Source organism: Pseudoalteromonas sp. 68 DY56-GL68, assembly GCF_041414825.1.
Lineage (GTDB): Bacteria > Pseudomonadota > Gammaproteobacteria > Enterobacterales > Alteromonadaceae > Pseudoalteromonas.
In genome coordinates this window covers 187,988-211,390 of the sequence record NZ_JAOCZL010000020.1, presented here as the reverse complement: position 1 = coordinate 211,390, position 23,403 = coordinate 187,988, and the positions used below count along the sequence as shown (strand labels likewise).

At 42.4% G+C, this 23,403-nt stretch carries 25 protein-coding genes; all 25 read right to left on the bottom strand.

Translation table 11 applies throughout. From position 1 onward, the window contains the following. Nucleotides 1-17 precede the first annotated feature (17 nt). The 25 genes from NYF15_RS12785 to fliI all read right to left on the bottom strand — a co-directional run bounded on the left by NYF15_RS12785 (nucleotide 18) and on the right by fliI (nucleotide 23,397). Nucleotides 18-419, bottom strand: coding sequence for a DUF2802 domain-containing protein (locus tag NYF15_RS12785; protein WP_371353767.1), 402 nt, complete (start codon nucleotides 417-419; stop codon nucleotides 18-20). Between the two features lie 15 nt (nucleotides 420-434). After that, complete coding sequence (locus NYF15_RS12780; RefSeq protein WP_058586379.1) at nucleotides 435-932, bottom strand: chemotaxis protein CheW; 498 nt, start codon at nucleotides 930-932, stop codon at nucleotides 435-437. Nucleotides 933-953: 21 nt separating this feature from the next. Next, nucleotides 954-1,703, bottom strand: coding sequence for a chemotaxis protein CheW (locus tag NYF15_RS12775; RefSeq protein WP_371353766.1), 750 nt, complete (start codon nucleotides 1,701-1,703; stop codon nucleotides 954-956). 2 nt (nucleotides 1,704-1,705) lie between these two features. Further along, entirely contained in the window at nucleotides 1,706-2,476 is a 771-nt protein-coding gene (locus NYF15_RS12770) for a ParA family protein (RefSeq protein ID WP_130150484.1), read from the bottom strand. Nucleotides 2,477-2,487: 11 nt separating this feature from the next. Then, complete coding sequence (locus NYF15_RS12765; RefSeq protein ID WP_371353765.1) at nucleotides 2,488-3,447, bottom strand: flagellar motor protein MotB; 960 nt, start codon at nucleotides 3,445-3,447, stop codon at nucleotides 2,488-2,490. Nucleotides 3,448-3,452: 5 nt separating this feature from the next. Next, a complete protein-coding gene (locus NYF15_RS12760; RefSeq protein WP_237118149.1) occupies nucleotides 3,453-4,217 on the bottom strand; it encodes a flagellar motor protein in 765 nt (254 codons plus the stop codon). Beyond that, on the bottom strand, nucleotides 4,210-5,334 hold the full coding sequence (locus tag NYF15_RS12755; RefSeq protein WP_371353764.1) for a chemotaxis response regulator protein-glutamate methylesterase: 1,125 nt from the start codon (nucleotides 5,332-5,334) through the stop codon (nucleotides 4,210-4,212). Before NYF15_RS12755 ends, NYF15_RS12760 begins: the two co-directional genes overlap by 8 nt. A gap of 75 nt (nucleotides 5,335-5,409) precedes the next feature. Next, nucleotides 5,410-7,692, bottom strand: a complete 2,283-nt coding sequence (locus NYF15_RS12750) for a chemotaxis protein CheW (protein WP_371353763.1) — start codon at nucleotides 7,690-7,692, stop codon at nucleotides 5,410-5,412. 15 nt (nucleotides 7,693-7,707) lie between these two features. Continuing rightward, the gene (locus tag NYF15_RS12745) at nucleotides 7,708-8,475 is read right to left on the bottom strand and encodes a protein phosphatase CheZ (protein ID WP_130150479.1); all 768 of its coding nucleotides are present in this window, start codon (nucleotides 8,473-8,475) and stop codon (nucleotides 7,708-7,710) included. A gap of 17 nt (nucleotides 8,476-8,492) precedes the next feature. Further along, entirely contained in the window at nucleotides 8,493-8,876 is a 384-nt protein-coding gene (cheY, locus tag NYF15_RS12740; RefSeq protein ID WP_016708035.1) for a chemotaxis response regulator CheY, read from the bottom strand. A gap of 40 nt (nucleotides 8,877-8,916) precedes the next feature. Then, nucleotides 8,917-9,627, bottom strand: coding sequence for an RNA polymerase sigma factor FliA (locus NYF15_RS12735; RefSeq protein ID WP_130150577.1), 711 nt, complete (start codon nucleotides 9,625-9,627; stop codon nucleotides 8,917-8,919). A 26-nt stretch (nucleotides 9,628-9,653) separates the two neighbouring features. Continuing rightward, on the bottom strand, nucleotides 9,654-10,514 hold the full coding sequence (locus NYF15_RS12730; protein WP_062569740.1) for a MinD/ParA family protein: 861 nt from the start codon (nucleotides 10,512-10,514) through the stop codon (nucleotides 9,654-9,656). Next, nucleotides 10,507-11,982 carry a flagellar biosynthesis protein FlhF gene (gene flhF / locus NYF15_RS12725; protein ID WP_371353762.1) on the bottom strand — a complete coding sequence of 492 codons (1,476 nt, stop codon included), beginning with the start codon at nucleotides 11,980-11,982 and terminating at the stop codon, nucleotides 10,507-10,509. Before flhF ends, NYF15_RS12730 begins: the two co-directional genes overlap by 8 nt. Before the next feature lie 20 nt (nucleotides 11,983-12,002). After that, the gene (flhA, locus tag NYF15_RS12720) at nucleotides 12,003-14,114 is read right to left on the bottom strand and encodes a flagellar biosynthesis protein FlhA (RefSeq protein ID WP_062569738.1); all 2,112 of its coding nucleotides are present in this window, start codon (nucleotides 14,112-14,114) and stop codon (nucleotides 12,003-12,005) included. A 71-nt stretch (nucleotides 14,115-14,185) separates the two neighbouring features. Then, nucleotides 14,186-15,316: a flagellar biosynthesis protein FlhB gene (flhB, locus tag NYF15_RS12715; RefSeq protein ID WP_062569737.1), complete on the bottom strand. Its 1,131-nt coding sequence runs from the start codon at nucleotides 15,314-15,316 to the stop codon at nucleotides 14,186-14,188. Between the two features lie 9 nt (nucleotides 15,317-15,325). Beyond that, nucleotides 15,326-16,105: a flagellar biosynthetic protein FliR gene (gene fliR / locus NYF15_RS12710; RefSeq protein ID WP_371353761.1), complete on the bottom strand. Its 780-nt coding sequence runs from the start codon at nucleotides 16,103-16,105 to the stop codon at nucleotides 15,326-15,328. Next, on the bottom strand, nucleotides 16,106-16,375 hold the full coding sequence (gene fliQ, locus NYF15_RS12705; protein WP_062569735.1) for a flagellar biosynthesis protein FliQ: 270 nt from the start codon (nucleotides 16,373-16,375) through the stop codon (nucleotides 16,106-16,108). 39 nt (nucleotides 16,376-16,414) lie between these two features. Continuing rightward, nucleotides 16,415-17,155 carry a flagellar type III secretion system pore protein FliP gene (fliP, locus tag NYF15_RS12700; RefSeq protein ID WP_062569734.1) on the bottom strand — a complete coding sequence of 247 codons (741 nt, stop codon included), beginning with the start codon at nucleotides 17,153-17,155 and terminating at the stop codon, nucleotides 16,415-16,417. Nucleotides 17,156-17,159: 4 nt separating this feature from the next. After that, nucleotides 17,160-17,543: a flagellar biosynthetic protein FliO gene (fliO, locus tag NYF15_RS12695; protein ID WP_130150476.1), complete on the bottom strand. Its 384-nt coding sequence runs from the start codon at nucleotides 17,541-17,543 to the stop codon at nucleotides 17,160-17,162. Beyond that, the gene (fliN, locus tag NYF15_RS12690) at nucleotides 17,540-17,941 is read right to left on the bottom strand and encodes a flagellar motor switch protein FliN (protein WP_062569732.1); all 402 of its coding nucleotides are present in this window, start codon (nucleotides 17,939-17,941) and stop codon (nucleotides 17,540-17,542) included. The genes fliO and fliN overlap by 4 nt, the downstream gene beginning before the upstream one ends. A 22-nt stretch (nucleotides 17,942-17,963) precedes the next feature. Further along, nucleotides 17,964-19,055 (bottom strand): flagellar motor switch protein FliM, encoded by a 1,092-nt coding sequence (gene fliM / locus NYF15_RS12685; protein ID WP_062569731.1) that lies wholly within the window; start codon nucleotides 19,053-19,055, stop codon nucleotides 17,964-17,966. 9 nt (nucleotides 19,056-19,064) lie between these two features. Continuing rightward, nucleotides 19,065-19,589, bottom strand: coding sequence for a flagellar basal body-associated protein FliL (gene fliL, locus NYF15_RS12680; protein WP_062569730.1), 525 nt, complete (start codon nucleotides 19,587-19,589; stop codon nucleotides 19,065-19,067). A 78-nt stretch (nucleotides 19,590-19,667) separates the two neighbouring features. Beyond that, nucleotides 19,668-21,518 carry a flagellar hook-length control protein FliK gene (locus NYF15_RS12675; protein ID WP_371353760.1) on the bottom strand — a complete coding sequence of 617 codons (1,851 nt, stop codon included), beginning with the start codon at nucleotides 21,516-21,518 and terminating at the stop codon, nucleotides 19,668-19,670. Between the two features lie 92 nt (nucleotides 21,519-21,610). Continuing rightward, nucleotides 21,611-22,066 (bottom strand): flagellar export protein FliJ, encoded by a 456-nt coding sequence (gene fliJ, locus NYF15_RS12670; RefSeq protein WP_062569728.1) that lies wholly within the window; start codon nucleotides 22,064-22,066, stop codon nucleotides 21,611-21,613. Beyond that, nucleotides 22,066-23,397, bottom strand: coding sequence for a flagellar protein export ATPase FliI (fliI, locus tag NYF15_RS12665; protein ID WP_371353759.1), 1,332 nt, complete (start codon nucleotides 23,395-23,397; stop codon nucleotides 22,066-22,068). Before fliI ends, fliJ begins: the two co-directional genes overlap by 1 nt. Nucleotides 23,398-23,403: the final 6 nt, after the last annotated feature.

Here is a 23,403-nt window from a genome sequence, read left to right as displayed (position 1 = left end):
AAGAGAAAAGGCGCTAATTAAGCGCCCTTTTGTTTATGTAATGACATGAGTAACTCAGCCTCAGCTCTGGGTAATTCACACTCGCGAATAATCTCTTCCAAATCGGCACCAAGTTCTACCATTTTTACCGCACGCGAATAAATTTTCGCATTGGGGTCATCATATTTTTGCGCATCTTGAAGTTGTTCAAGTTCTTGATTTTTATCTTCAACAGCAACCAATCTTTTGCCAATACTTAGCATGCCAGCTCGCATTTCAGCCACCTCGCTGCGTAAAATACTCAACTGTTGCTGAGCATCTTGCACTTGTTGTTGCTTTGCTTTTAACGCCGCAGCGTGCTTGTTGTTATTAACAAAAATAAGCCCCAAACATACCAAAAATAGTAAGATTGAGGCTCCAAACAAAGAGTATAACAGCATATAAATTCTGAGCGTTTATAATGCGCTCAGCTCATCCCACTCTTCGTCATTTAAAAGTTTATTAAGGTCAACCAAGATCAGTAACTCACCATCACGGTTAGATACACCTTGGATAAACTTAGCACTTTCTTCTGTGCCAATATTCGGCGCACTGTCAATTTCAGAGCTACGTAGATACACAACTTCAGCAACGCTATCAACCAAGATACCGATAACTTGCTTCTCCGCTTCGATAATAACAATGCGAGAATTATCCGTTACCTCTGCGCCCATCAAGCCAAAACGTGCGCGGGTGTCGATTACAGTCACAACATTACCACGCAGGTTAATAATTCCAAGCACATAAGAAGGCGCACCTGGAACAGGAGCAATTTCGGTATAGCGAAGCACTTCTTGTACTTGCATTACGTTAATGCCGTACGTTTCTTCTTCAAGTTTAAAGGTTACCCACTGTAACACTTCATCGTTGCTATCAGCATTTTTATTCGCTGACAGTAGTCTTTCTTCACTCATGCTATTACTCCGTAAAAATAGTTACTGCTCACGGCTGTCTAAGCCCTGCTCTAGCAATTGGTATAAATTTTCAACGTCAATCAAGGCGCACATTTTCTCTTTGATAACGCCAGCAAGCCAAGGCCGCTTGCCTGATTTTGCTCGCCATTTTACATCTTCTTCGCGAAGTGTAATATTATTTACAAGCTTCTCAGCCAATAATCCCCATTGACTGTCACCTAAGGTGATTAAATATTGATAATCGAGTGACTGTTCTAATTTTTCATCATACTTTTCAGGCATCACCCAACGTGCTGTATCCACTACATTCAGTTTTTCATCACGATTTAGCATCACACCTTTAAACCACTTAGGTTTGCCAAATAACTGATTAACCTCTGTTAATTGATGAATGCCCCCTAATGCTTTCAAGGGAACAGCTAACGTTAAGCCTGCAACCTCAAAAAACAGTGCTTGAAATTCACCATCAAAGTAGTCTTCTTGTCGCTCAGACGAGGTTTTAGCAACAATCTCAGTCTGTTTTTGTTCTACTATATCTTTGATATTAGCTTGGTTCTCGGTTTTCTCAAGCTCTTTAATAGGTTCAATAACCGGTGTTTCTACTTTTTGCTCTACTTCTAAAGGTAACGGGTTATCTTTTGACTCATTTACTTGTTCAAGTAGCTTAGCCACAGGTTCAAGGTTTTGCTGTTCAGGTTCTTCCTCGCACAGTAATGCCCCCAAGTATTGGGTCATCACTTTTTCGTTAGCAAATAAGTGTTTGTTACTCATCTTTAACCTTGTGCAACTAAATAATCAAGCAGTGCGCGATACGCAAATACCCCTCGTGATCGAGGACAAAATTGAATAGGTACTTGCTGCGCCAAACTTGCATCTCTAAATTTGGTATCAACCGGTACTACACCCGACCACACTTTATCTTTGTAATTATCCTGCAGAGTTTTATAGGCTTCAAGGGATGCTTTAGTCCGTTTGTCGTACATTGTTGGTATAATCGTATACTGATATTGTTTAGATTGCGATGTTTGCATCAATTCCATGGTGCGCATCATGCGATCAAGGCCTTTGAGAGCCAAAAACTCTGTTTGTACTGGCACTAAAATACGTTCGCTGGCAGCTAAGGCATTAACCATTAATACACCTAATACAGGCGGACAGTCGATAATTGCATAGTCATAATGTTCGCTAATTTTTGCCAGCGCTTTTTTTAGTATAAGACCCATACCATTTTTATTGCCCATACTTCTATCGAGGGTCGCAATCGCCATGGTTGCAGGTAAAATATCTAGGTTCTCAAGTGTTGACGGGCAAAGTGCTTGTAAGATTTCTTCGCTGGCCATACTGTTGCCACGAGCAAAAATATCGTAGACGCTAATCTCTAACTCTTCTGAATCGATACCAAAATAATAAGTTAATGAAGCATGTGGATCAGTATCTATTAATAATACCCGCTTCCCTTGTAATGCAAGCGTGCCAGCAAGACTAACAGCGGTTGTGGTTTTCCCCACTCCGCCTTTCTGATTCGCTACTGTCCAAATTTTCACATCACACCTTATTATTGTTCATTGCGCGTGGTAATTCGAATGCCACCGTGAGGTAATTGGATCACTTTAATCGTGTTGTCATTGCTTGGCAACTCAATTTCTGTACTCTCTTTTACACTAGGATTAGCCTGCTCATTGGTATCCTGCTGTGCTTGTTCTGGTAAACCATATTTAGAAAGAGCCACAACGACTTTACGGTTTTCTGCACGCCCTTGCTCTGTGTCATTACTAGAAAAGGGTGAGTATTGACCATATCCCTCAATGGCCATGCGAGCAGGGTTTATTCCTAGCTCTTCAAGCTCAACCAATACTGATGTTGCTCTTGCGACCGACAGTTCCCAGTTAGATCGAAATATTTCATTACGAATACCTTCGTTATCGGTATAACCTCTTACACGAATGTAATTATCTACAGGAGCGATAATATCTTTAACTAATGCAACAACTTGTTTAGCACGTTGTTGAGCAACAGCACTTCCCGATGAAAACAACATGCCTGAACTTAATTCAATTATCAGCCAGTCTTGATTAAGCTCAAGGTTTGCCTCTCCATTACGGATCTCATCAATCAATGCTGATTGTAGCTTGCTAAGTAAACTATCTAGCGGTTTTCCTAAATGCTTTTTTTCGATATTACTGGTATCAGCTTGCCCATCGATTAATTTAGGTCCTTGCTCTTCTTTAAGTATACTTTCGCCATATAAAACGTCACTTTCAGGCGTAACGCGGTCAGTTAAAATGCCAGTACCGTGTATCCCAGTTCCAGCCTGCTGATGAGTACGCGCTGATTTATCAAATACTTGCTCTAGTGAATCAGATAACACTTGGAAATCTTCATTCTTGCTAATGGCAATTGCATACATGACCACAAAAAAGGCAAACATAATGGTCATGTAATCAGCATAAGAAACAAGCCAACGCTCTGTATGTTGGCTTTTTTGAATTTTATGACGCATGCGACGGCGCATCATAGGAATTACTCGCGAACTAAGCTTGGACGCTCAACACGATACGCCTCAAGTTTGAGTTCAATATTTAACGGACTTTCACCTTGAGCAATAGCTATAATCCCTTCTGCAAGTAATTCGTGGTACAGCATTTTTTGTTCAATTTGTTGCTTTAATTTATTTGCCATTGGTAAGAAAAGTAAGTTTGCTAAACCAACCCCGTAAATGGTCGCAATAAATGCTGTCGCGACCCCTGCTCCAAGCTTTTCAGGATCAGTTATAAATTGCATTGCTTGAATAAGCCCAAGTACCGCACCTAAGATACCAATGGTTGGACTGTAGCCACCCATGGCTTCATATACACGGCTCACTTCCATTAACCTTTCACGCTCGAGCATTAAGTCGATTTCAAGTGTGTCTCTAAGCTTAGTTTCACCGGCTCCATCAACTAACATACTTAGCCCTTTTGCCGCATAAGGATCGTGATGTGCTAAGGACTCGTCTTCAAGCGAAAGATACCCCTCTTGGCGCGCTTTTTGAGACCAACGCTTCACCTGCTCAATGGCTGCATCTATATCGTGATAAGGGGGGAAAAATACCCAATGGCTAATTTTTACTGTTTTAGAAAATACACTGCTTGGTGTTTGTAACATTACAGCGCCTAAGGTACCACCTAGCACGATAATCAGTGCGGGGCCATTAAATAGAGCGCTTACCACCCCACCTTCAAGCGCATAACCAAAAGCAATGGCGCTAACAGCAACAATTAAACCAAGAAACGACAGTTTATCCACAACCGGTCTCTCGTGTTAAACGTGCAGCAACGTCGTTAAGCGCTAAGCTCTCACTAGCAAGGCCTGCATTGGCAACGGCTTGCGGCATACCATAAACAACACTGGTTTTTTCATCTTGCGCCCATATCGTCGCACCAGCTTGTTTTAACATACGGGCACCATCTCGACCATCAGCCCCCATACCAGTAAGTACAACTGCCAATACATCACCACCAAATGCTTTAGCAGCACTTGCAAATGTTACATCCACACTCGGTTTGTATGTAATGCGAGGACTATCATCCTCGAAAACACGTAATGTTCGAGAGCTTCCACGCCCTTCTACCAGCATTTGCTGACCACCCGGTGCTAAATAAGCGGTGCCTGGTACTAATCGGTCGCCTTGTTGCGCTTCTTTCACTTTAATTTTACACAAACCATTTAGTCGCGCAGCAAAAGCAGGTGTAAATGCAGCAGGCATATGCTGAATCAGCAAAATAGGGTGCGGAAAATTAGCTGGCAATTGAGTTAATATGGTTTGTAAAGCAACAGGGCCCCCTGTTGATGTACCAATTGCGACAACTTGATACTGCTTGCCTGAAGCTCGCACATTGCTCGTCGATGAAGCCGGAGCTGGTGCTGGGCGGCTGAAACTACGATCAGGCTGAACAATACCACCGCTTCTTGTGCTTGTAGATGCAGGACTAGGTGGCGGAGCAGGACGTGTAAAACGTGAAATGCGACGGCGACCAATTTCTTTTACTTTATTTTGTAAAAGTGCGATTGCATCTTCATTATTTCGAGCGATATCTTCAAACTTTTTCGGTAAAAAGTCCAAAGCCCCCGCATCAAGCGCGTCAAGTGTTGCTGTTGCACCATCACGAGTTAATGAAGAAAACATTAAAATAGGCGTTGGTGTTGCAGCCATAATCTCTTTGACGGCACTAATACCATCAAGAACAGGCATTTCAACGTCCATAGTAATAACATCAGGCCTAAGCTCTTTTGCCTTATCAACAGCTTCTCTGCCATTCACGGCAAAGCCTACAACTTGGATATTACTATCTTGCTCTAAAATTTCGCTAACACGGCGGCGAAAAAAGCTCGAATCATCGACTACTAATACTTTGACTGCCATTGGCACTCTCTTGTTATGTGTTCAGTGTAAGTGCGCACTATTAATGCGCACTTAGAATAGTGAGTTTAAATAATGCTAGCCAACGTAATGTTTAAGCATGCTTGGCACATCTAAAATAAGTGCAATCCCACCATCAGAGGTAATCGTCGCACCCGCCATGCCTGGTGTACCTTGTAATAAAGCATCTAGCGGTTTGATAACGACTTCTTCTTGACCTATCAATGAGTCAACAACAAAGCCCACCTGTTTTGTACCTATTTGAACAATAACAACATGTCCTTCGGCTTTGCGTTCTTGGCTATTTGCACCTTTCACTAACCAATGCTCTAGATAAAAGAGCGGAATAGCTTTTTGACGAACAATAATCGTCAGCTGCCCATCGACAACATTCGTCTTGGTTAAGTCGAGGTGGAAAATTTCACTAACACCTGCAAGTGGCAACGCAAATGTTTGCTCTCCAACAATAACCATCAATGTTGGAAGAATGGCCAATGTAAGCGGCACTTTAATTTCAAGTACAGTACCGACCCCAAGTTCTGACTGAATATTCACTGAGCCATTTAATTGGGTAATCTTGGTTTTCACCACATCCATACCCACACCACGGCCCGAAATGTCAGAAATCTCTTCTTTCGTTGAGAAGCCAGGAGCAAAAATTAAATTATACGCTTCTGTATCAGATAGTCTGCTAGCTTGGTCATGATCGATAACACCTTTACTGATTGCTATCTTTTTCAGTTTCTCAGCGTCCATACCGGCACCATCATCACGGATGGTAAGTAGAATATGGTCGCCTTCTTGTGATGCTGATAGCGTAACAGTACCTGTACGAGGCTTGCCTGCGGCCTCACGTACATCAGGCATTTCAATACCATGGTCAACTGAGTTACGGACCAAATGCACAAGTGGATCAGCAAGGGCTTCAACTAAGTTTTTATCTAAATCAGTCTCCTCACCAACCAACTGCAAATTAATATCTTTTTTCAAACTACGTGCTAAATCACGAACAACGCGAGGGAAACGGCCAAATACTTTTTTAATCGGCTGCATTCGTGTTTTCATCACAGCACCTTGCAAGTCAGCTGTGACAACGTCTAAATTCGAGATAGCCTTACCCATAGACTCACTATTGGTATTATTAGCAAGACTGACTAAGCGGTTACGAACAAGTACCAGTTCGCCAACCATGTTCATAATCTCGTCAAGACGTTTAGTATCAACACGTACCGTCGTTTCCGCCTGTGGTGCAGGTGCTTTTTTCGCAGCGGCACTTGGCTTAGGCTCTGCTTTAGCTGCAACAGGAGCAGGCTGAGCCGCTTTTGCAGGAGGAGGGGTTGATGGTTTTGCTTGAGGCACTGGTTTACTAGGCTCAGCTTTCGCAGCTTCAGGCGCTTTTGGCTCTGTAGGCTGTGCTGGTGATGAAGGCTCTAATGATTTAGGCGCCGTTCCTTTACCATGTAACTCATCAAGCAGGGCTTCAAATTCATCGTCACTGATTTCATCGTCACCCTCACTGCCAGCAGGCTGTGATGCTGTGCTAACAGGCTTTTCAGCCGACACTTGTTCTGGTGTGCTCGTTGATTTTACTTCACCAAAGCTACCAACTCCGTGAAGTTCATCTAACAAACTATCAAATTCATCATCAGTGATATCATCACTGTCATTACTTACTTTTTCTGCTTCAACAGCTGCAGGGCTTTGCCCTTTACCATGTAGCTCATCAAGTAAGCTTTCAAATTCATCTTCGGTTATTTCATCAATATTTTGTGCATCAGGCTGAGTATCAGCCAAACCACCGTCAAACAACATATCAAATGCAAACGGGTCGTCTTCATCGGTGTTATCCGTTGCCACATCAGCAGTTACTTCTGAGCTGTCGATGAGAGGTTCTTCAACAAGTGGCTCTTCAGGCGCGGTGCTAACAGCCTCTGTTATTGATGTGTCTTCACCAGCAAGTTCTTCAGCGCTTGGTGGGTGACTTAATTTATGAAGGGCTTCAAGGAGGACAGGATCCGCAGGCTCTGGCTGCTCACGATTCTGAATGGTCGTAAACATTTCATTTATTGTATCGAGAGCCTGTAAAATAACATCCATTAATTCAGATGTAACAGTGCGCCCGCCCTGACGTAATAAATCAAAGACATTCTCGGCGCCATGACAAGCATCAACAAGTTCTGTCATGCTTAAGAAGCCAGCCCCACCTTTTACGGTATGGAAGCCTCTAAAAATAGCATTTAATAAATCTTTATCTTCTGGGTTATTTTCCAGTTCGACTAATTGCTCTGACAAAAGCTCTAAGATTTCCCCAGCTTCAACTAGGAAATCCTGTAAAATATCTTCATCGACTTCAAAGCTCATGCAGCTACTCTCCTCTTAGAAGCCCAGACTTGATAATAGATCATCAACTTCATCTTGTCCTGAGACAACATCATCGCGAGACTCTTTATCAATAATTGGCCCTTCAGGACCTGCTAGCGTATCGCTTTGTGCAGGTGCTTGTTCTATGGCCTGTTTTTCTTGTTTTTGATGACCATCTTCTTGACTGCCAAACACAGTTAAAAGATTGATTAAACTGTCTTCTACTTCGCGCACTAACTCGATGACTCGGCGTATAACTTGCCCTGTTAAGTCTTGATAATCTTGTGCCATTAACACATTTGTCATCAAGCCTTGTAGCTCATCTGTTTTAGTTTGCGAGCTGTTCATAAACTTATCTAAGCTATGACATAATGATTTGAATTCACCGAGCTCAATTTCTCGATTCATCAAACGATCCCATGTAGGTTTTATCGTCGCTATATCGTCTGCAAGTTGCTGAGCAATTGGCAAACTTGCTTCCACTGCATCCATGGTCTTATTAGCGGCGCTTTCTGTCATTTCCATGACATAATTTAAGCGCTGTTTAGCGTCAGGAATTGCTTCCGTTGTTAAGCCTGTTAAACGCGTATCGAGATCAAAGTTTTTTAGCGCTTCATGGAGTTGTCGCGTTAATTTTCCGACCTCTGCAAACAACTCTGATTGTTCTTTTGATGCTGTATCAAGTATTAGCTTATCTGCTTTTTCTTGTTCACCATTTTCAAGATACTCAACAAGTTGACGAGCTTGCTCTAAACTTATTTGAGGCGCAGCAAGTGCTGACATAAGCCTCTCCCCTTAGATTAACCTAAACGTTCAAACACTTTTTCCAATTTGGTCTTCAGTGTCGCAGCAGTGAATGGTTTAACGATGTAACCATTAACACCCGCTTGAGCAGCAGCAACAATTTGTTCTTTTTTCGCTTCAGCTGTCACCATCAGCACTGGAATATGCTTTAGGCTATCGTCGGCACGAATTGCTCTCAACAAATCAATACCTTGCATGCCAGGCATGTTCCAATCGGTGACAACAAAATCAAATTCTTGATTTTGTAGCATTGGTAATGCTGTTGAACCATCATCAGCTTCCTGCACATTGGTGAAACCTAAATCCCTTAACAGGTTTTTAATGATACGTCTCATTGTAGAAAAATCATCAACAACAAGAATTTTCATGTTTTTATCCAAAACATCCTCCGGTGAGGTTTGAACCTATATTTACTTACTACTAATTAATCCAGTCATTGATTTTTGCTTTGAGCTTAATCATCGCCTGACCATGTATTTGACTCACACGCGATTCACTTACATCGAGTATGTGCCCTATTTCTTTTAAATTCATTTCATCGTTGTAATACAAAGACAAAACAAGCGCATCTCTTTCTGGTAACGATTGAATAGCCGTTAATAGAGATTGGTTAAACCGTTCATTTTTAACGTTATTAAACGGTTTGTCTAGTGCTAAATCTTGGCCCATTGGTGTGATGACATCTTCATCAACACCTAAATCCTCAATACCCAGTACTCTACTGGAGTTTACATCATGTAAGATATGATGGTACTCATCAAGCGTAATATCAAGTTTTTCAGCAACTTCTGTATCTTTTGGCTCTCGATTTAAAGTACTTTCTAATGAGGCAATGGTTTCAGCAACGAGGCGGGCATTTCGGTGAACAGAGCGAGGCGCCCAATCGCCCCGACGAATTTCGTCAAGCATCGCACCACGAATGCGAATACCAGCGAAGGTTTCAAAGCTTGCCCCTTTGCTCGCATCAAAGTTTTTTGATGCTTCAATAAGGCCAATCATGCCTGATTGAATTAAATCGTCTAATTGAACACTGGCGGGTAAACGAGCAATTAAATGACATGCCACTTTTTTGACTAAAGAGGCATGCTTTTCGACAATCGCATTCAAATTGTTTGCTGATTGATATCCCATCGCTTTATTCACCGATGTTGTCATAGTTAGCCGTTTACTAGTTTTTCAATAAAAAATTCTAAATGACCTGATGGTTGATTTGGTATTGGCCACTTAACTGCTTTTGTTGCTAATGTTTTAAATGCGACTGCTGCTGGCGAACTAGGAAACAACTCAACAATCACTTTTTGGCGTCGAGTCGATTTACGCATATTTTCGTCATACGGTATTGTTGCAACTAATTCCATAGATACATCCAAGAAACGATCGGTTACTTTTGATAGTTTAGCAAACAATTCTTGGCCTTCACGCATACTGCGGACCATATTGGCAACAATTTTAAATTTATACACACCGTGTTCACGACTCAGTACTTTAATGAGTGCGTAGGCGTCGGTAATCGAGGTAGGTTCATCACACACAACCACAACAACATCTTGTGCTGCACGTGAAAAGCTTAATACCATGTCAGAAATACCCGCGGCGGTATCGACAATTAATATATCAAACTCAGTGTTTAATTCGCTAAACGCGCGGATAAGGCCAGCATGTTCAGAAGGACTAAGTTCCACCATACTTTGCGAACCAGAGGTTGCAGGAACTATTTTAATTCCCGCAGGGCCTTCAACAAGGATTTCATCCAGCTCACATTCGCCAGATAAAACATGAGATAAGTTACGTTCAACACGAAGGCCAAGCATGACGTCACAGTTTGCCAATCCCAAATCGGCGTCGAGAACTAATACTCGATTTCCTTGCTGACCGAGTGCAATAGCGGTATTTAATGAAACATTGGTTTTACCCACACCACCTTTGCCGCCAGTCACAGCGATTACTTTAACGCCACTATTATTATTTTGATTCATTTTGCGCAGGCCGCTTGCTTGATCTAATACTGTGTTAATCATACATCCCTACTGTGCTCGACGCTACTGCTTGACGTCGTGAATGTTGTGCTTTTGCTCGTTTTAAATACAATTGTTCAGCCTTTTTCACTAGTTTTTCGGCATTTGCAACACGAATATCCTCAGGAACTCGCTGACCATTAGTAAGATACCCTATCGGAAGGCGATTTTGAATCGCTATGCTAATAATCTCACCTAAACTTAGTGATTCATCTAACTTAGTGAATATACAACCACTTAGTTGCACCTTTTTAAAGTGTCTTACGGTTTCTTGCAACACATTTATTTGTGCTGTAGCACTTAATACTAAGTAACTACGAATATCAACACGCTGATTACGCATTAGTGTATTAAGCTGCTCAGTCAAACGTAAATCACGTTGGCTCATTCCTGCTGTGTCTATTAATACTAGTCGCTTATTACGTAAATGGTATAGCACTTCAGCTAATTCATTTGCATCTTTTACTTGTTTAACACCACAGCCAATAATACGGCCATAAGTAGCAAGTTGTTCGTAGGCACCAATACGGTATGTATCCGTCGTAATTAATGCAACTTTGTCAGCACCGTATTTTTGCGCACCTAACGCAGCAAGCTTAGCAACAGTGGTTGTTTTACCAACACCTGTAGGCCCAACAAGTGCAAACACGCCGCCTTGACGTAAGATTTCGTTATTGGTCGTATGCATTTGGTTTTCAACCATTTGCAGGAGTGCTTGCCAAGCTTGTTGACGTGAAACATCGTCAGGAATAAAACACGCCATTTGCTCAGCAACATCACGCTCAATTCCCATCCCCGCTAAACGGTCAATCATACACGCACGAGTTGGATCACGACGGGCCATATCTTGCTGCATTAATCCCGATACTTGATGTTCAAGTAATTGACGAATCGCATTCATTTCTTCACGCATTGTCGCCATTTCTGATTGATTAGCAGGCGCAGAATTTTTCTGCTCAACAGGCGAATCTAAATCATCAAAGCCTGCATCTAAGTCATCAAAACCTAAGCTATGAGCTTGCGTTTGCACACGAGGTGCAGCTTGTTCTTGGTAACGTGGCTTTTGAGCAAACTCAGGTTGCTGCTGAAAGCTTGACTCTTTAGGCTGATAGTGCTCGCCTGTATCGATACCAGATTGGCTAAACATAGATGCAAGCTCAGGCGAACGAGGGCGTGGGGCTTGACGCTCAAGTAACGCTTGTAGGCTATCAGCAACTTTTGCTTGCGGCTCAGGTTTAGCACGCATTGGTTCAGGCTTTACAAAGTTAGGCTGTGGCGCAGGTTTTGATTGCACTGCTGCGGGCGCGGCTTCGGCTTTTGGGGCTGCTTTGTCGTAATCTACAGCTGCAACGATTTCAACACCGTTAGCGAGCTTTTTATTTGACATAATAACCGCATCAACACCTAACTCATCTTTCACTTCTTTAAGTGCAGTGCGCATATCTTTAGCAAAAAAACGTTTAATTTTCATGGTTCAACCCCTTTACTATCCTATTGTTGGCCTACTGAGCTGACAATCTTAATCTGTCTTTCGTCTGGTACCTCTTGATAAGACATGACCCTTAAACCTGGAATCGTGTACTTAACAAAACGAGATAACACAGTGCGTAACATTCCTGACGTTAACAGTATTGAAGGTTCACCGGCCATTTCTTGGTTTTGATGCGCTTCATTCAATGATTGTTGAAGTCGCTCTGCAAGGCTTGGTTCTATTCCGGCACCTTCGTCACCTGCATTTTGAAGTGACTGATGCAACATCTGTTCCAACTCAGGCGCCAAGGTTATGACAGGGATCTCAGAAGACATACCAACAGCATCTTGAACGATAAGTCTACGTAGTGAAATTCGCACTGCAGCCGTTAGCACATCAGGGTCTTGGCTACGTGGGCCATATTCAACAAGGGTTTGAACAATCGAACGCATATCGCGAATTGCCACCCCTTCATTAAGTAAATTTTGTAGTACTTTTACAACGGTAGTGAGTGGTAGAACGTCAGGCACCAATCCTTCAACAAGACGTGGATGGCTCTTCGCTAACATATCTAATAAGTTTTGTACTTCTTCATGTCCAAGTAGCAAGGCTGCGCTATTCGTGAGCAACTGACTAATGTGTGTAGCAACCACAGTCGCAGAATCAACAACCGTATAACCAAGAGATTGGGCTTCGTCTTTTTGATCTGGCTTGATCCATACTGCATCAAGGCCAAATGCAGGATCTTTTGTCTCAACACCTTTAATTGGGCCAAATACTTGACCTGGGTTAATTGCCAGCTCATCACCGTGCTTTAATTCACCTTCACCACTTGATACACCCATCATCGTAATGCGATATGCATTTGGATCGAGCTCTAAGTTATCGCGAATGTGCACAGGAGGTACTAAGAAACCAAGTTCTTGAGATAGTTTTTTACGCACGCCTTTAATGCGATTAAGTAGTTCTCCGCCTTGTGATTGGTCAACAAGTGGAATTAAACGATAACCAACCTCTAGACCAATAACATCTACTTGCTGAACATCATCCCAGCCCAGCTCTTTTTGCTCTTGTTTATTAGCAACACCGGTGCCTGGTGCTCCGCCATTTGCTTCGATTTCTGCTTGCTCTGCTTCAGCTTTTGCTTTTTGTTTTTGCGTGAAATATGCAAGATAGCCAAGCAATGCACCTAAACTTAAAAATGCGATATGCGGCATACCTGGCACTAAGCCCATAGTGATTAGAATACCCGATGCAATATATAAAGATTTTTCGTTACCTAACTGAGTTTTAAACTGCTCCCCCATGTTGTGCGACTCATTTTGACGCGTCACAACAATCGCCGTACCAATTGAAAGTAACAGTGATGGTAATTGCGCTACTAGGCCATCACCAATCGTTAGCAGGGTATAAACCTCCATCGCTCGACTAAAGCTTAAGTCGTGCTGAATCATACCAACAAATAAACCACCAACAATATTGATTACAAGTATCACGATACCGGCGATGGCATCGCCTTTAACGAACTTACTTGCACCGTCCATTGAACCGTAAAAATCAGCTTCACGAGTTACTTCATCACGGCGCTCACGCGCTTGCTCTGCACTGATAAAACCGGCATTTAAATCGGCGTCAATCGCCATTTGTTTACCTGGCATTGCATCTAGGGTGAAACGTGCTGACACTTCAGAAATACGGCCAGCACCTTTGGTGATAACAACAAAGTTAATGATAATGAGGATAAGGAAGACCACTAAACCTACGGCATAGTTACCACCTATAACCACCGAGCCGAATGCCTCGATAACCTTACCTGCTGCGTCACCACCGTTGTGGCCTTCAAGTAACACAACACGAGTACTGGCAACATTGAGTGCAAGGCGCATAATCGTGGCGATTAATAATACGGCTGGAAACATGCCAAACTCAAGTGGCTTCATGGTATAAACCGTGACCAGAAGTACCACAAGTGCGAGTGCGATATTAAACGAAAAAAGAATATCTAAAAGAAAAGGTGGCAGTGGTAAAATCACCATACCTAGCGCAGCTAGCACTAGTAAGGGTGTACCCACACCTTTAGCATACTCTTTTTTATCTTTATTAAGTTGTTGTAATACCGCTTTAAATTCCATAATTCAACAATTTCAAAAAATTGACACTACACGGAATTTGCAATAACTATTCCAAGTTACAAAGCGACTCGCTAATATTTATAATCATCAGGTATTGGCAGTTTTTTATTCAGTGGGATTGGGCGTTTACCACGACCTTTTTTGAAGCGTTTTAGCTGAAATACATAAGCAAGTACTTGTGCAACCGCGGTGAACAGTTGATCGGGTATCTGCTGTCCAACTTCTGTCGTATGATAAAGCGCACGCGTAAGTACTGGCGACTCAACGATAGGAACATCATTACCTTTGCCCACTTTACGAATTTGCATAGCAAGCTCATCAAGGCCTTTAGCAAGTACGATAGGCGCCCCTGCTTTTGCTGTGTCATATTTAATGGCAACAGAATAGTGAGTCGGGTTGGTGACAATAACATCTGCATCTGGCACATCTTGCATCATTCGTCGTTGCGACATTTCTCGTTGCGTACGACGAATACGTGCTTTTATTTGAGGGTCACCTTCTGAGTTTTTATACTCATCTTTGACTTCTTGAAGTGTCATTTTCAGCTCTTTATGATGCTTATGACTTTGGTAAGGCGCATCAATAGCTGCAATAACAATTAAAGTACATGTCAGCCCTAAAAACATCCACGATAAAATCTCAAGGGAGTGGATAATATTACCAGGCGCACTTTCTATACTCAGATGCAGTATCTCATCGAAAAAGGTATTAATTAAAAACACTGCAAAACCAGCCACAACCGCAAATTTTAGCAGCGACTTCACCAATTCAACCCCCGCTTGTGGGCCTAGCATACGTTTTATGCCTTTAGCTGGAGACATTTTATTGGCTTTGGGCGCAGCGGCTTTCCAACTAAAATTAAAGCCCCCCAATAAGGTATTACCAATAAAAGCAGCAATAACGATGATAAAAACAAACATCGCCATAGGAAAGAGCAAGGCATCACCCACAACACCCCAAACCGAGAACATTTTTGTGGTGTCATAGGTTTCATTACGATTTAAGCTAAGCAATCGCCCCATCACGTTATACAAGCCTTTGCCAATTTCTGGCCCGTACAAAAGCAGCGAAATAGCAGAAAACATGAGAACAAACATTGTACCAAGCTCTTTCGAACGAGCTACTTGACCTTTTTTCTTCGCGTCTTCTATTTTTTTACTTGTGGGTTCTTCGGTTTTTTCTTGACCTGAATCTTCAGCCATAGCACGCTCCTAAGGGGTACAACCAACAAGGCTACACATCAACTCAACCATTTTCAGCCACTGGAACTCGAACTGAGTCATAAAGTTGCCCAGCGTCGCCCAAATGATCACAAGACCAGCCACTAAGGTGAACGGGAAACCAATCGAGAAAATATTAAGCTGTGGTGCTGCACGTGTCATCACCCCGAACGACATGTTAATGACTAGCATGGCTGTCAATGGCGCTAAGGCTAAAACGAGGGCTGTGGTGAACATCCAGCCACCCCAAGTGACGATATCCCAGTAATGGTCCACTGACCACCAGCTACCATCAATTGGTAAAATTTGAAAACTGTGGATGACCATTTGAATCATCATCAAATGCCCATTGAACACAAAAAACAATAACGTCGCTAATATGAGATAAAATTGACCCACCGCAGGTACGCTTAAACCATTTGAAGGGTCAACCACTGACGCAAAACCAAGACCGGTTTGCATTGCCAATATTTGCCCTGCCAGCACAAAGGTATTAAGCAGCAAAACAGATGCAAAGCCAATAGCAACACCAATCAACATTTGTTGAATAACGACCAGTATCATTTCAAACGAAAACAAGTTAGTAAAACTCGCCGGAGGTAATACAGGCACGGCTACTAAGGTTATAACTACCGCCAAACCTAATTTTATACGTGCAGGAACGTTTTTTGCGCCTAGGCCCGCCATTATCATAATCATGGAGCTAATGCGCACCAGCGGTAGTAAAAAGTCACTTAACCACTGAATGACCACTGCAAATGGAAATTCCATTTACCCTGCAATCTCTGGAATTGATAATACTAAACCATTAAAGTAATCCATCAGCTCTTGAGTAAACCAATGACCACCGATTATTAATGCGCTAATTGTTATCAATAAACGCGGTAAAAAACTTAACGTTTGCTCATTAATTGATGTAGCCGCTTGGAAAACAGCCACAACCAGTCCCACTAATAAACCAGGTACAACGATTGCCGAGACTAATTTAATCACTAAGAAAAGTGCGCCACTGAGAATATCAACAAAGATTTCTGGTTCCATCGTATCGCTCCTAGTTGCTATTGGTCACATTAAGCATCGCTAGACCCCTAGACCAAAGCTCTTTGCAAGGGTCCCCATCACAAGACTCCACCCATCGACTAAAACAAACAGCATAATTTTAAAGGGTAAAGATACAATCATTGGCGACAACATCATCATACCCATTGCCATAAGTACTGATGCAACTACCAAATCGACTATGAGAAACGGTATAAAGAACATAAAACCGATAATAAATGCGGTTTGTAGTTCACTTGTTACAAACGCAGGAATAAGCACGATTAGCGGTGTGTCTTCTGGAGAGTCAAGCTTATCGTGACCTGCGATCTTTGCAAAAGTCTCTAGATCTTTAATACGTACTTGGGAAAGCATAAACGCTTTCATGGGTTCTTTTGCAAGCTCTAATGCCTGTACTGACGTCACTTGCTCATTCAAATATGGCTCGATTGCCCGCTCATTTACCTGCTGATAAATCGGTGCCATGATGAAAATGCTTAAAAATAGCGACATACCAAGTAATATTTGATTAGAGGGCGTTTGTTGTAAACCAATTGCTTGACGCAAAATAGCGAGCACAACAATAATACGAGTAAATGAGGTCATCATAATAACTGCGGCAGGAATGAAGCTCAGCGCAGTCATAATTGCAAGGACTTGTAAGGTTACAGAGTAATCTTGCGAGCCATCAGGATTCGTTGTAATAGTGAGTGCTTCGATACCCTCAGCATGAACAGAAGGTAAAAACAGTACACTTGCTAAAATAAGTAGCCACTTGATCATAGCGTTAGTTCTTTTTATTTATAGATGATTGAGTGTTAAGTAAACTGCCAAATCGTTTTGCTAGTTCAGGCAATTCCTTTTCTTTGAGCGGTGTTTCAAGCTTATGTAGGTAATTTATACTGTGAGGCGTCACACCAATTAAGTGCTGGCTGTTATCTATCTCTACTACCATTAGGCGCTCTCGCGAACCAAGCGGTAAACTACGAATCACCTTAAACTCATCACTGTTGGTTAGATTGGGGTTAAGTTTTTTGACAAAGAAGGCAAGTACAACAATAACCACAAGTACTAAAAACAGCGACATCACCATAGACAGAATATCTGCCGTCGGTGATGCTGTAGGCATTGTAGTGCTGGTTACACTTGTTAGTGCTGCTAAAGTAATCATCGTAGTTTTTTAATTCGCTCAACTTGGCTAATTACATCTGTAAGACGAATACCAAATTTATCATTAACAACGACCACCTCACCGTGCGCTATCAAGGTGCCATTGACTAACACATCAAGAGGTTCACCAGCAACACGGTCTAACTCAACAACTGAACCTTGGTTGAGTTGTAATAAGTTACGGATATTTATTTTTGAGCGCCCTACTTCCATAGAAATAGTAACCGGAATATCTAAAATAGTATCAAGCTTGCGTTTTTCTTCGCCAGACAATTCATGCTTTTCATCTTTAAGCTCATCAAGTTCTGCGACGGCAGCTTCACCTGTGCCATTTTCGGCTTCCTCAGCTTCGGCTAATGCCGCAGCCCATTCGTCCATTGTATCTTGATCATCACTCATTATATTTAACCTTATAAATCGACTACCAGTCTAAATCAACACCTTCAGATAGGTGCAAATCATCTTCTAGTTCTGCTAATTCTGCATCTGAATCAAGTTTTTTACCACCTTTTGTAAACACATGTAGTTCCGACTTAACTGATTCAGGACGTTTAATTTTTTCGCTGATTTGAAGTGCCACATTATCTCTTGAGCGACCCATTTTCGCCCTAAAGGTTGGCAGTTCTTCAATAAACACTGTGATATGCTCTGGCATTTCAACCGGTATAATATCGCCGGCTTTGAGCTCCATTATTTGTTCGAGTGATAAATCGACTTCAAGCAGTTGGGTCGATAAATCAACTTCAACATCCATAATTTCATCACGTAATGCTTTACTCCAACGTAAATCTGTATCTTCAGTATCAGATTGTACACCGGCATCAAGTAGCTCACGAATAGGCTCAAGCATTGAGTAAGGCAGTGCAATATGAAAATCACCGCCACCACCGTCTAGCTCAATATGAAATGAGCTAATTACCACAACCTCTGTTGGGCTCACGATGTTTGCCATTGCGGGGTTAACTTCAGAGTCTAGGTATTCAAATGACACGTCCATGACAGGTGCCCATGCTTCTTTATAATCTTCGAAGATTATTTTAAGTAGCATTTGTACGATACGACGTTCAGTAGGGGTAAATTCGCGGCCCTCTATTTTGGCATGATAGCGCCCGTCCCCACCAAAAAAGTTATCTACCAAAATAAACACTAAGCGTGCTTCCATGGTAATTAACCCTGTCCCCTTGAGAGGACGAAAACGTACCATATTCAAACTTGTCGGTACAAACAAAGTATGGATGTATTCGCCGAACTTGATCATTTGCACGCCGTTGATAGACACTTCGGCGGTACGGCGCATCATGTTAAATAAGCTGATCCGCATATGCCTTGCAAAGCGCTCGTTGACGATTTCCAAGGTCGGCATACGACCACGGACAATACGATCTTGTGATGAAAAGTCATACTGAAGCGTACTACTGTCCGAATCACCACTTTCGCCAATATCTTCCTCTTCGACTTCATCGACACCATGTAATAGCGCATCAATTTCGTCTTGGGATAATAAATCGCTCACGCTGACCCCTTATTGCATCACAAAGCCGGTAAACAATACCCGCTCAATCACTTTACTGCCCTCAACATCGTTTAATGCAGATTGAACTTTTTCAAGTGCAGCTACTCGCACCGTTTCTTTTCCTTCGCTAGTACCCAACTCGTCGGCGGTTGTGGTAGAAAGTACACTTAATAAAGTGCTCTCAATCAAAGGAATGTGCTTTTTGGCTGTTTCTTCATTGACTTCGCCGCGCACTAAAAGCTGTACTTTTATTTGCACTATACGATCTCGACTAGCACCAGGTACATTGAAAACAAATGGACGTGGCATCGCAACATAGAGCGCAGAGCCCACTTCTGCAGAGCTTGAAGGTGCTGCAGCATTATTGGCTACGGTTGTTTCATCGGCAAGTGACTCAGCGGGTGCATCATCACCCGAAAATAGAAAATAACCTGCGCCAGCTGCCACCACAATAGCAACGACAGCTATAATGATGATCAACTTTTTTTTACTTTTACCGGTATCTTCTATTTCTAAATTTACATCTTCAGCCATTATCACTTCCTTCACGATTACAGCATATTATTTAAGCAGTACATACTGTAACTAATTTATTTCTTATAATAGCAGGACTTAAGCATAGTAATCTATTGATGATGAAGATTGTTGTCGAGAAGTTTCGACATTTGTTGCAGCAGTGTTAGTCTGACTTTCTTCTTCATGTTGATTACCCGCTAGATTCCCTTGCCCTTGTTCGGGGTCTTGCTGCGCTCCAGATTCACCTTGTTGAATACTACTCTCACCAAGTTCAATACCTTGCTGCGCCAACATTTCGCGCAGGCGTGGCATTGATTGCTCAAGCGCTTCTTTCGCTTGCTGGTTTTGAACCACAAAGTTAATTTGCGCTTGCTCCGCATCACTACGGATACGAATGTGCATACTGCCCATTTCCGGTGGGTCGAGACGAATTTCAGCTTCTTTATTATTGATATTTAATAATGCACTGACTCGCTCTTGCAACATTTTAGCAGCGTCGCTTTTTACAATATTTATCGCTTGCATGAAGCCTGGGTCAACACTCACCGTTTTACTGCTCGTCTGTTGTACCGATTGTGTTTGTATATTTTGTAGCTCAAGTGCTTGTTCGTGCTGCTGCGCTGCAAGTTCATAGGCACTTGGTTGTGCTGTCGTTGTCTGTGCTGCTAATTGATTGAATAATTGCACAACACGTGCTGATGCAGGCTCTTTGGTTGCTTCCTTCACAGCTAAAATCTCAGCTTCACTAAGTGATTCATCCTCTGCAATCACATCTACAGATGGTTTAGCTGATGCCAGTTCTGAACGCGAAGTGCTGTCTTTATTTGACTGCGCCGCCGCATAGCTTGTGATGGCCGCGCTCTTATCTGAATGATTTACAGCCTCAGTTAAACGTGCTTGCACTGCGGATAACTTGTTATATTGCTCAGAATCTTCAGGCAATGTTTGTAACTGCTCATTCACTTTATTCAATAAAACTTGTTGCTCATTTTTAGTCAGTGCGCTTATTTGCTTTTCTATTGATTGAGGTAATTTATTGCTCGTATCTTTACTTTCATTTGCAAGAACTTGCTCATTATTTTGTAAAGCATTGTCACTCTTAACTGGGTTATTACTAGATTGAGTGTTCAATACTTCACTAAGCAGTGATTTAATCGCTTTAATATCACTGTTTTTGAGTTCGCCGTTTGCTTTTAATTCAGCAACTTGCTGTTCTAACTTAGCCTGTTGTTCTGGTGATAAAGCAAACTCTTTAGCTAATTGACTAACGGCTTGGCCATCTCCTTTTTGTAGCTGAGCGAGTATACGGACTGTTTGTTCATCACTAATGCTCGCAGCTTTCGTTAGTTCTGCTGCCACTTTTGGCTCACTTTGCATAGCAACTTTTGACTCATCAGTGTTAAGTTGCTTATCTATTTGTGCACCGCTTTGAGTTGCAACTTTATCCACCAGCGCTTCAGCTTTACCCACCACTGGTTCAACTTTATCTTTTGGTGGTAAATTAGCAGCGTTCAATTCGTTATTAACGGCTGTCGCAACCTTTGATTTTTCGATTAAGCTGGCAACAGAAGTCGTGTCTTTTACTGACGCTCCGTCAGGTTTAGTACTTTGTGTATTAGCAGCACTCGCAGGCTGTTCAGCTTCTGCGTTATTGATGACGTTAACGTGGGTACTCATCGCTTGCGATGCATTAATTTGCGATAATAATGTGTTGTCTTCACTTTTAGACTCATCTTCGGCTGTTTCTGACGGCTTTGAATCATCCACTTGTTTGGCAGGTTCACTTTGACGATCCTTACTGGTGGTTTCATTTGCCGCATCATGGGCTTGTGTAAGCGTTGATAAAAAGCTTACATCTGATGATTGCTCTGAAGAATCTGTTTCTTTACTTGAAAAACCAGTACCTTGCTCTGTTTTTACTTGCAAATTAATTTCACTGATCGCCATAATTCACCTGAGTTTAAAGGGGCAATTTGCCGCCGTAAGTGCCAAAATAAATGCTACTAGCAAGTACGAATGCAAATTATATGCCTAAAAAATTACAGTGTTGGATTTTTCAACTGGCGTTGATAGAATTGATTTGAAGCGAACTCGTCCAGCATCTTTTGCTCACTTTTAGCTACTGCCGCGGCCTGCTTAATTGCCTGTTTTTCGATAAGCTTAGCAACTGCTTTTGCTTTAACTTGCTGTTTTAACCACAAAGTTTTTCGCTGCGCAACGACTTGCTTTGCGGTATTCACGGTGCTTGCCTGTTGACGAATCGCTTCTTCTATTTTGGCAATAAACGAGTGGTACTGGCTAAAGCCTGCGCTTGATAACCCTGAACGCCCTTTGGTATGCAGTTGCTGTGAATATTCAAGACGAAAGTTATTTAAGCCTTGTAGCTTTTGTTGATTACTTTGCAAGTGTTGCTGTGCTTTTAAGTAATCCATACGCAGCGATTCTTCTTTATCATTTTCAAGCTTTAGTAACAGATCAAGTTTATTTTTAGCCATTATGCTTGTCCTAACAGTTGTGCTAGGCCTTGTAAGCCATCGTCATAGCTGATCACATCTTTCATGCCTTGTTGTAAAAACTGATTCACTGCTGGCATCATATTAATTGCTTGATCAAGCATAGGATCTGTTCCTTTTTGATAAGCACCCAGCGTAATCATATCTTTATTCTGCTGGTACATAGAATAGACTTGTTTAAGCACTCTTGCTTGTTGCATATGCGGCTCTGAAACAACTTGCGGCATAACCCGTGAAATAGACTTTTCTATATCGATGGCAGGATAATGACCACTATCAGCTAAGTCTCGCGATAACACGATATGACCGTCCAAAATAGCGCGGGCAGAATCGGCAATAGGGTCTTGCATGTCATCCCCCTCGCTCAGCACAGTAAAAAATGCAGTAATAGAGCCTTGGCCTTCACCACCGTTACCAGCACGCTCAACTAACGCGGGTAATTTTGCAAACACGGAAGGCGGATAACCTTTTGTTGCCGGGGGCTCGCCTACAGCGAGCGCGATTTCACGCTGCGCCATCGCGTAACGAGTCACTGAATCAAGCAGCAGTAACACATTGAGACCTTGATCACGAAAATATTCGGCAATTGTGACGGCACTTTCACAGCCTTTTAAACGCATAAGCGGTGATGCATCAGCAGGTGCAGCAACAACAACGGAACGTTTACGCCCTTCAACACCAAGAATCTCTTCAATAAATTCTTTTACCTCACGGCCACGCTCTCCCACTAAGCCAACCACGATGACGTCGGCTTCTGAGCCTCTGGTCATCATGCCAAGTAACACTGACTTACCCACACCTGAGCCTGCAAATAAGCCCATACGCTGACCTTGTCCAACAGTGATAACGGAATTGATCGCCCGCACCCCAACATCCATTGGCTGGCTAATTGGACGTCTAGCAAGGGGGTTAATCGCGTTTTGTGCAAACTTCAGATAGTGCTCAGCCTTAATTGCACCTAAACCGTCAAGTGGACGACCAAGACCATCAATAACACGACCGAGTAGACTCATACCTACAGGCAAACCTGTTTCGTTAACTTGAGGAATAACCCGTGCGCCAGGTAACACGCCGGAAATATGATCATTCGGCATTAAATATAAGGTTTGCTCATTAAAACCAACAACCTCAGCATCAACATAACCATTGATCGTTTCAATTTTGCACTGGCTACCAACCGGTGCGCGAAGACCTTTCGCTTCCAGAGTTAAACCAACAACGCGCGTCAAAATGCCTGCGACAGCAGGCTTACTGACTTTTATATGCTTTTCATAACGCTTTAAGCGTTCGCCAAGGGGTGTTTGACTACTCATACTGAG

Excerpts from the sequence above, each read along its gene's own strand:
- NYF15_RS12785 (WP_371353767.1), bottom strand. The coding sequence starts at position 419 with ATGCTGTTATACTCTTTGTTTGGAGCCTCAATCTTACTATTTTTGGTA.
- fliQ (WP_062569735.1), bottom strand. The coding sequence starts at position 16,375 with ATGGAACCAGAAATCTTTGTTGATATTCTCAGTGGCGCACTTTTCTTA.
- fliL (WP_062569730.1), bottom strand. The coding sequence starts at position 19,589 with ATGGCTGAAGATGTAAATTTAGAAATAGAAGATACCGGTAAAAGTAAA.
- flhB (WP_062569737.1), bottom strand. The coding sequence starts at position 15,316 with ATGGCTGAAGATTCAGGTCAAGAAAAAACCGAAGAACCCACAAGTAAA.
- fliO (WP_130150476.1), bottom strand. The coding sequence starts at position 17,543 with ATGATTACTTTAGCAGCACTAACAAGTGTAACCAGCACTACAATGCCT.
- NYF15_RS12730 (WP_062569740.1), bottom strand. The coding sequence starts at position 10,514 with ATGATTAACACAGTATTAGATCAAGCAAGCGGCCTGCGCAAAATGAAT.
- NYF15_RS12750 (WP_371353763.1), bottom strand. The coding sequence starts at position 7,692 with ATGAGCTTTGAAGTCGATGAAGATATTTTACAGGATTTCCTAGTTGAA.
- NYF15_RS12675 (WP_371353760.1), bottom strand. The coding sequence starts at position 21,518 with ATGGCGATCAGTGAAATTAATTTGCAAGTAAAAACAGAGCAAGGTACT.
- NYF15_RS12780 (WP_058586379.1), bottom strand. The coding sequence starts at position 932 with ATGAGTGAAGAAAGACTACTGTCAGCGAATAAAAATGCTGATAGCAAC.
- NYF15_RS12735 (WP_130150577.1), bottom strand. The coding sequence starts at position 9,627 with ATGGGATATCAATCAGCAAACAATTTGAATGCGATTGTCGAAAAGCAT.
- fliN (WP_062569732.1), bottom strand. The coding sequence starts at position 17,941 with ATGAGTGATGATCAAGATACAATGGACGAATGGGCTGCGGCATTAGCC.
- fliR (WP_371353761.1), bottom strand. The coding sequence starts at position 16,105 with ATGGAATTTCCATTTGCAGTGGTCATTCAGTGGTTAAGTGACTTTTTA.
- fliP (WP_062569734.1), bottom strand. The coding sequence starts at position 17,155 with ATGATCAAGTGGCTACTTATTTTAGCAAGTGTACTGTTTTTACCTTCT.
- NYF15_RS12765 (WP_371353765.1), bottom strand. The coding sequence starts at position 3,447 with ATGATGCGCCGTCGCATGCGTCATAAAATTCAAAAAAGCCAACATACA.
- NYF15_RS12745 (WP_130150479.1), bottom strand. The coding sequence starts at position 8,475 with ATGTCAGCACTTGCTGCGCCTCAAATAAGTTTAGAGCAAGCTCGTCAA.
- NYF15_RS12755 (WP_371353764.1), bottom strand. The coding sequence starts at position 5,334 with ATGGCAGTCAAAGTATTAGTAGTCGATGATTCGAGCTTTTTTCGCCGC.
- fliJ (WP_062569728.1), bottom strand. The coding sequence starts at position 22,066 with ATGGCTAAAAATAAACTTGATCTGTTACTAAAGCTTGAAAATGATAAA.
- flhF (WP_371353762.1), bottom strand. The coding sequence starts at position 11,982 with ATGAAAATTAAACGTTTTTTTGCTAAAGATATGCGCACTGCACTTAAA.
- fliI (WP_371353759.1), bottom strand. The coding sequence starts at position 23,397 with ATGAGTAGTCAAACACCCCTTGGCGAACGCTTAAAGCGTTATGAAAAG.
- NYF15_RS12775 (WP_371353766.1), bottom strand. The coding sequence starts at position 1,703 with ATGAGTAACAAACACTTATTTGCTAACGAAAAAGTGATGACCCAATAC.
- flhA (WP_062569738.1), bottom strand. The coding sequence starts at position 14,114 with ATGGAATTTAAAGCGGTATTACAACAACTTAATAAAGATAAAAAAGAG.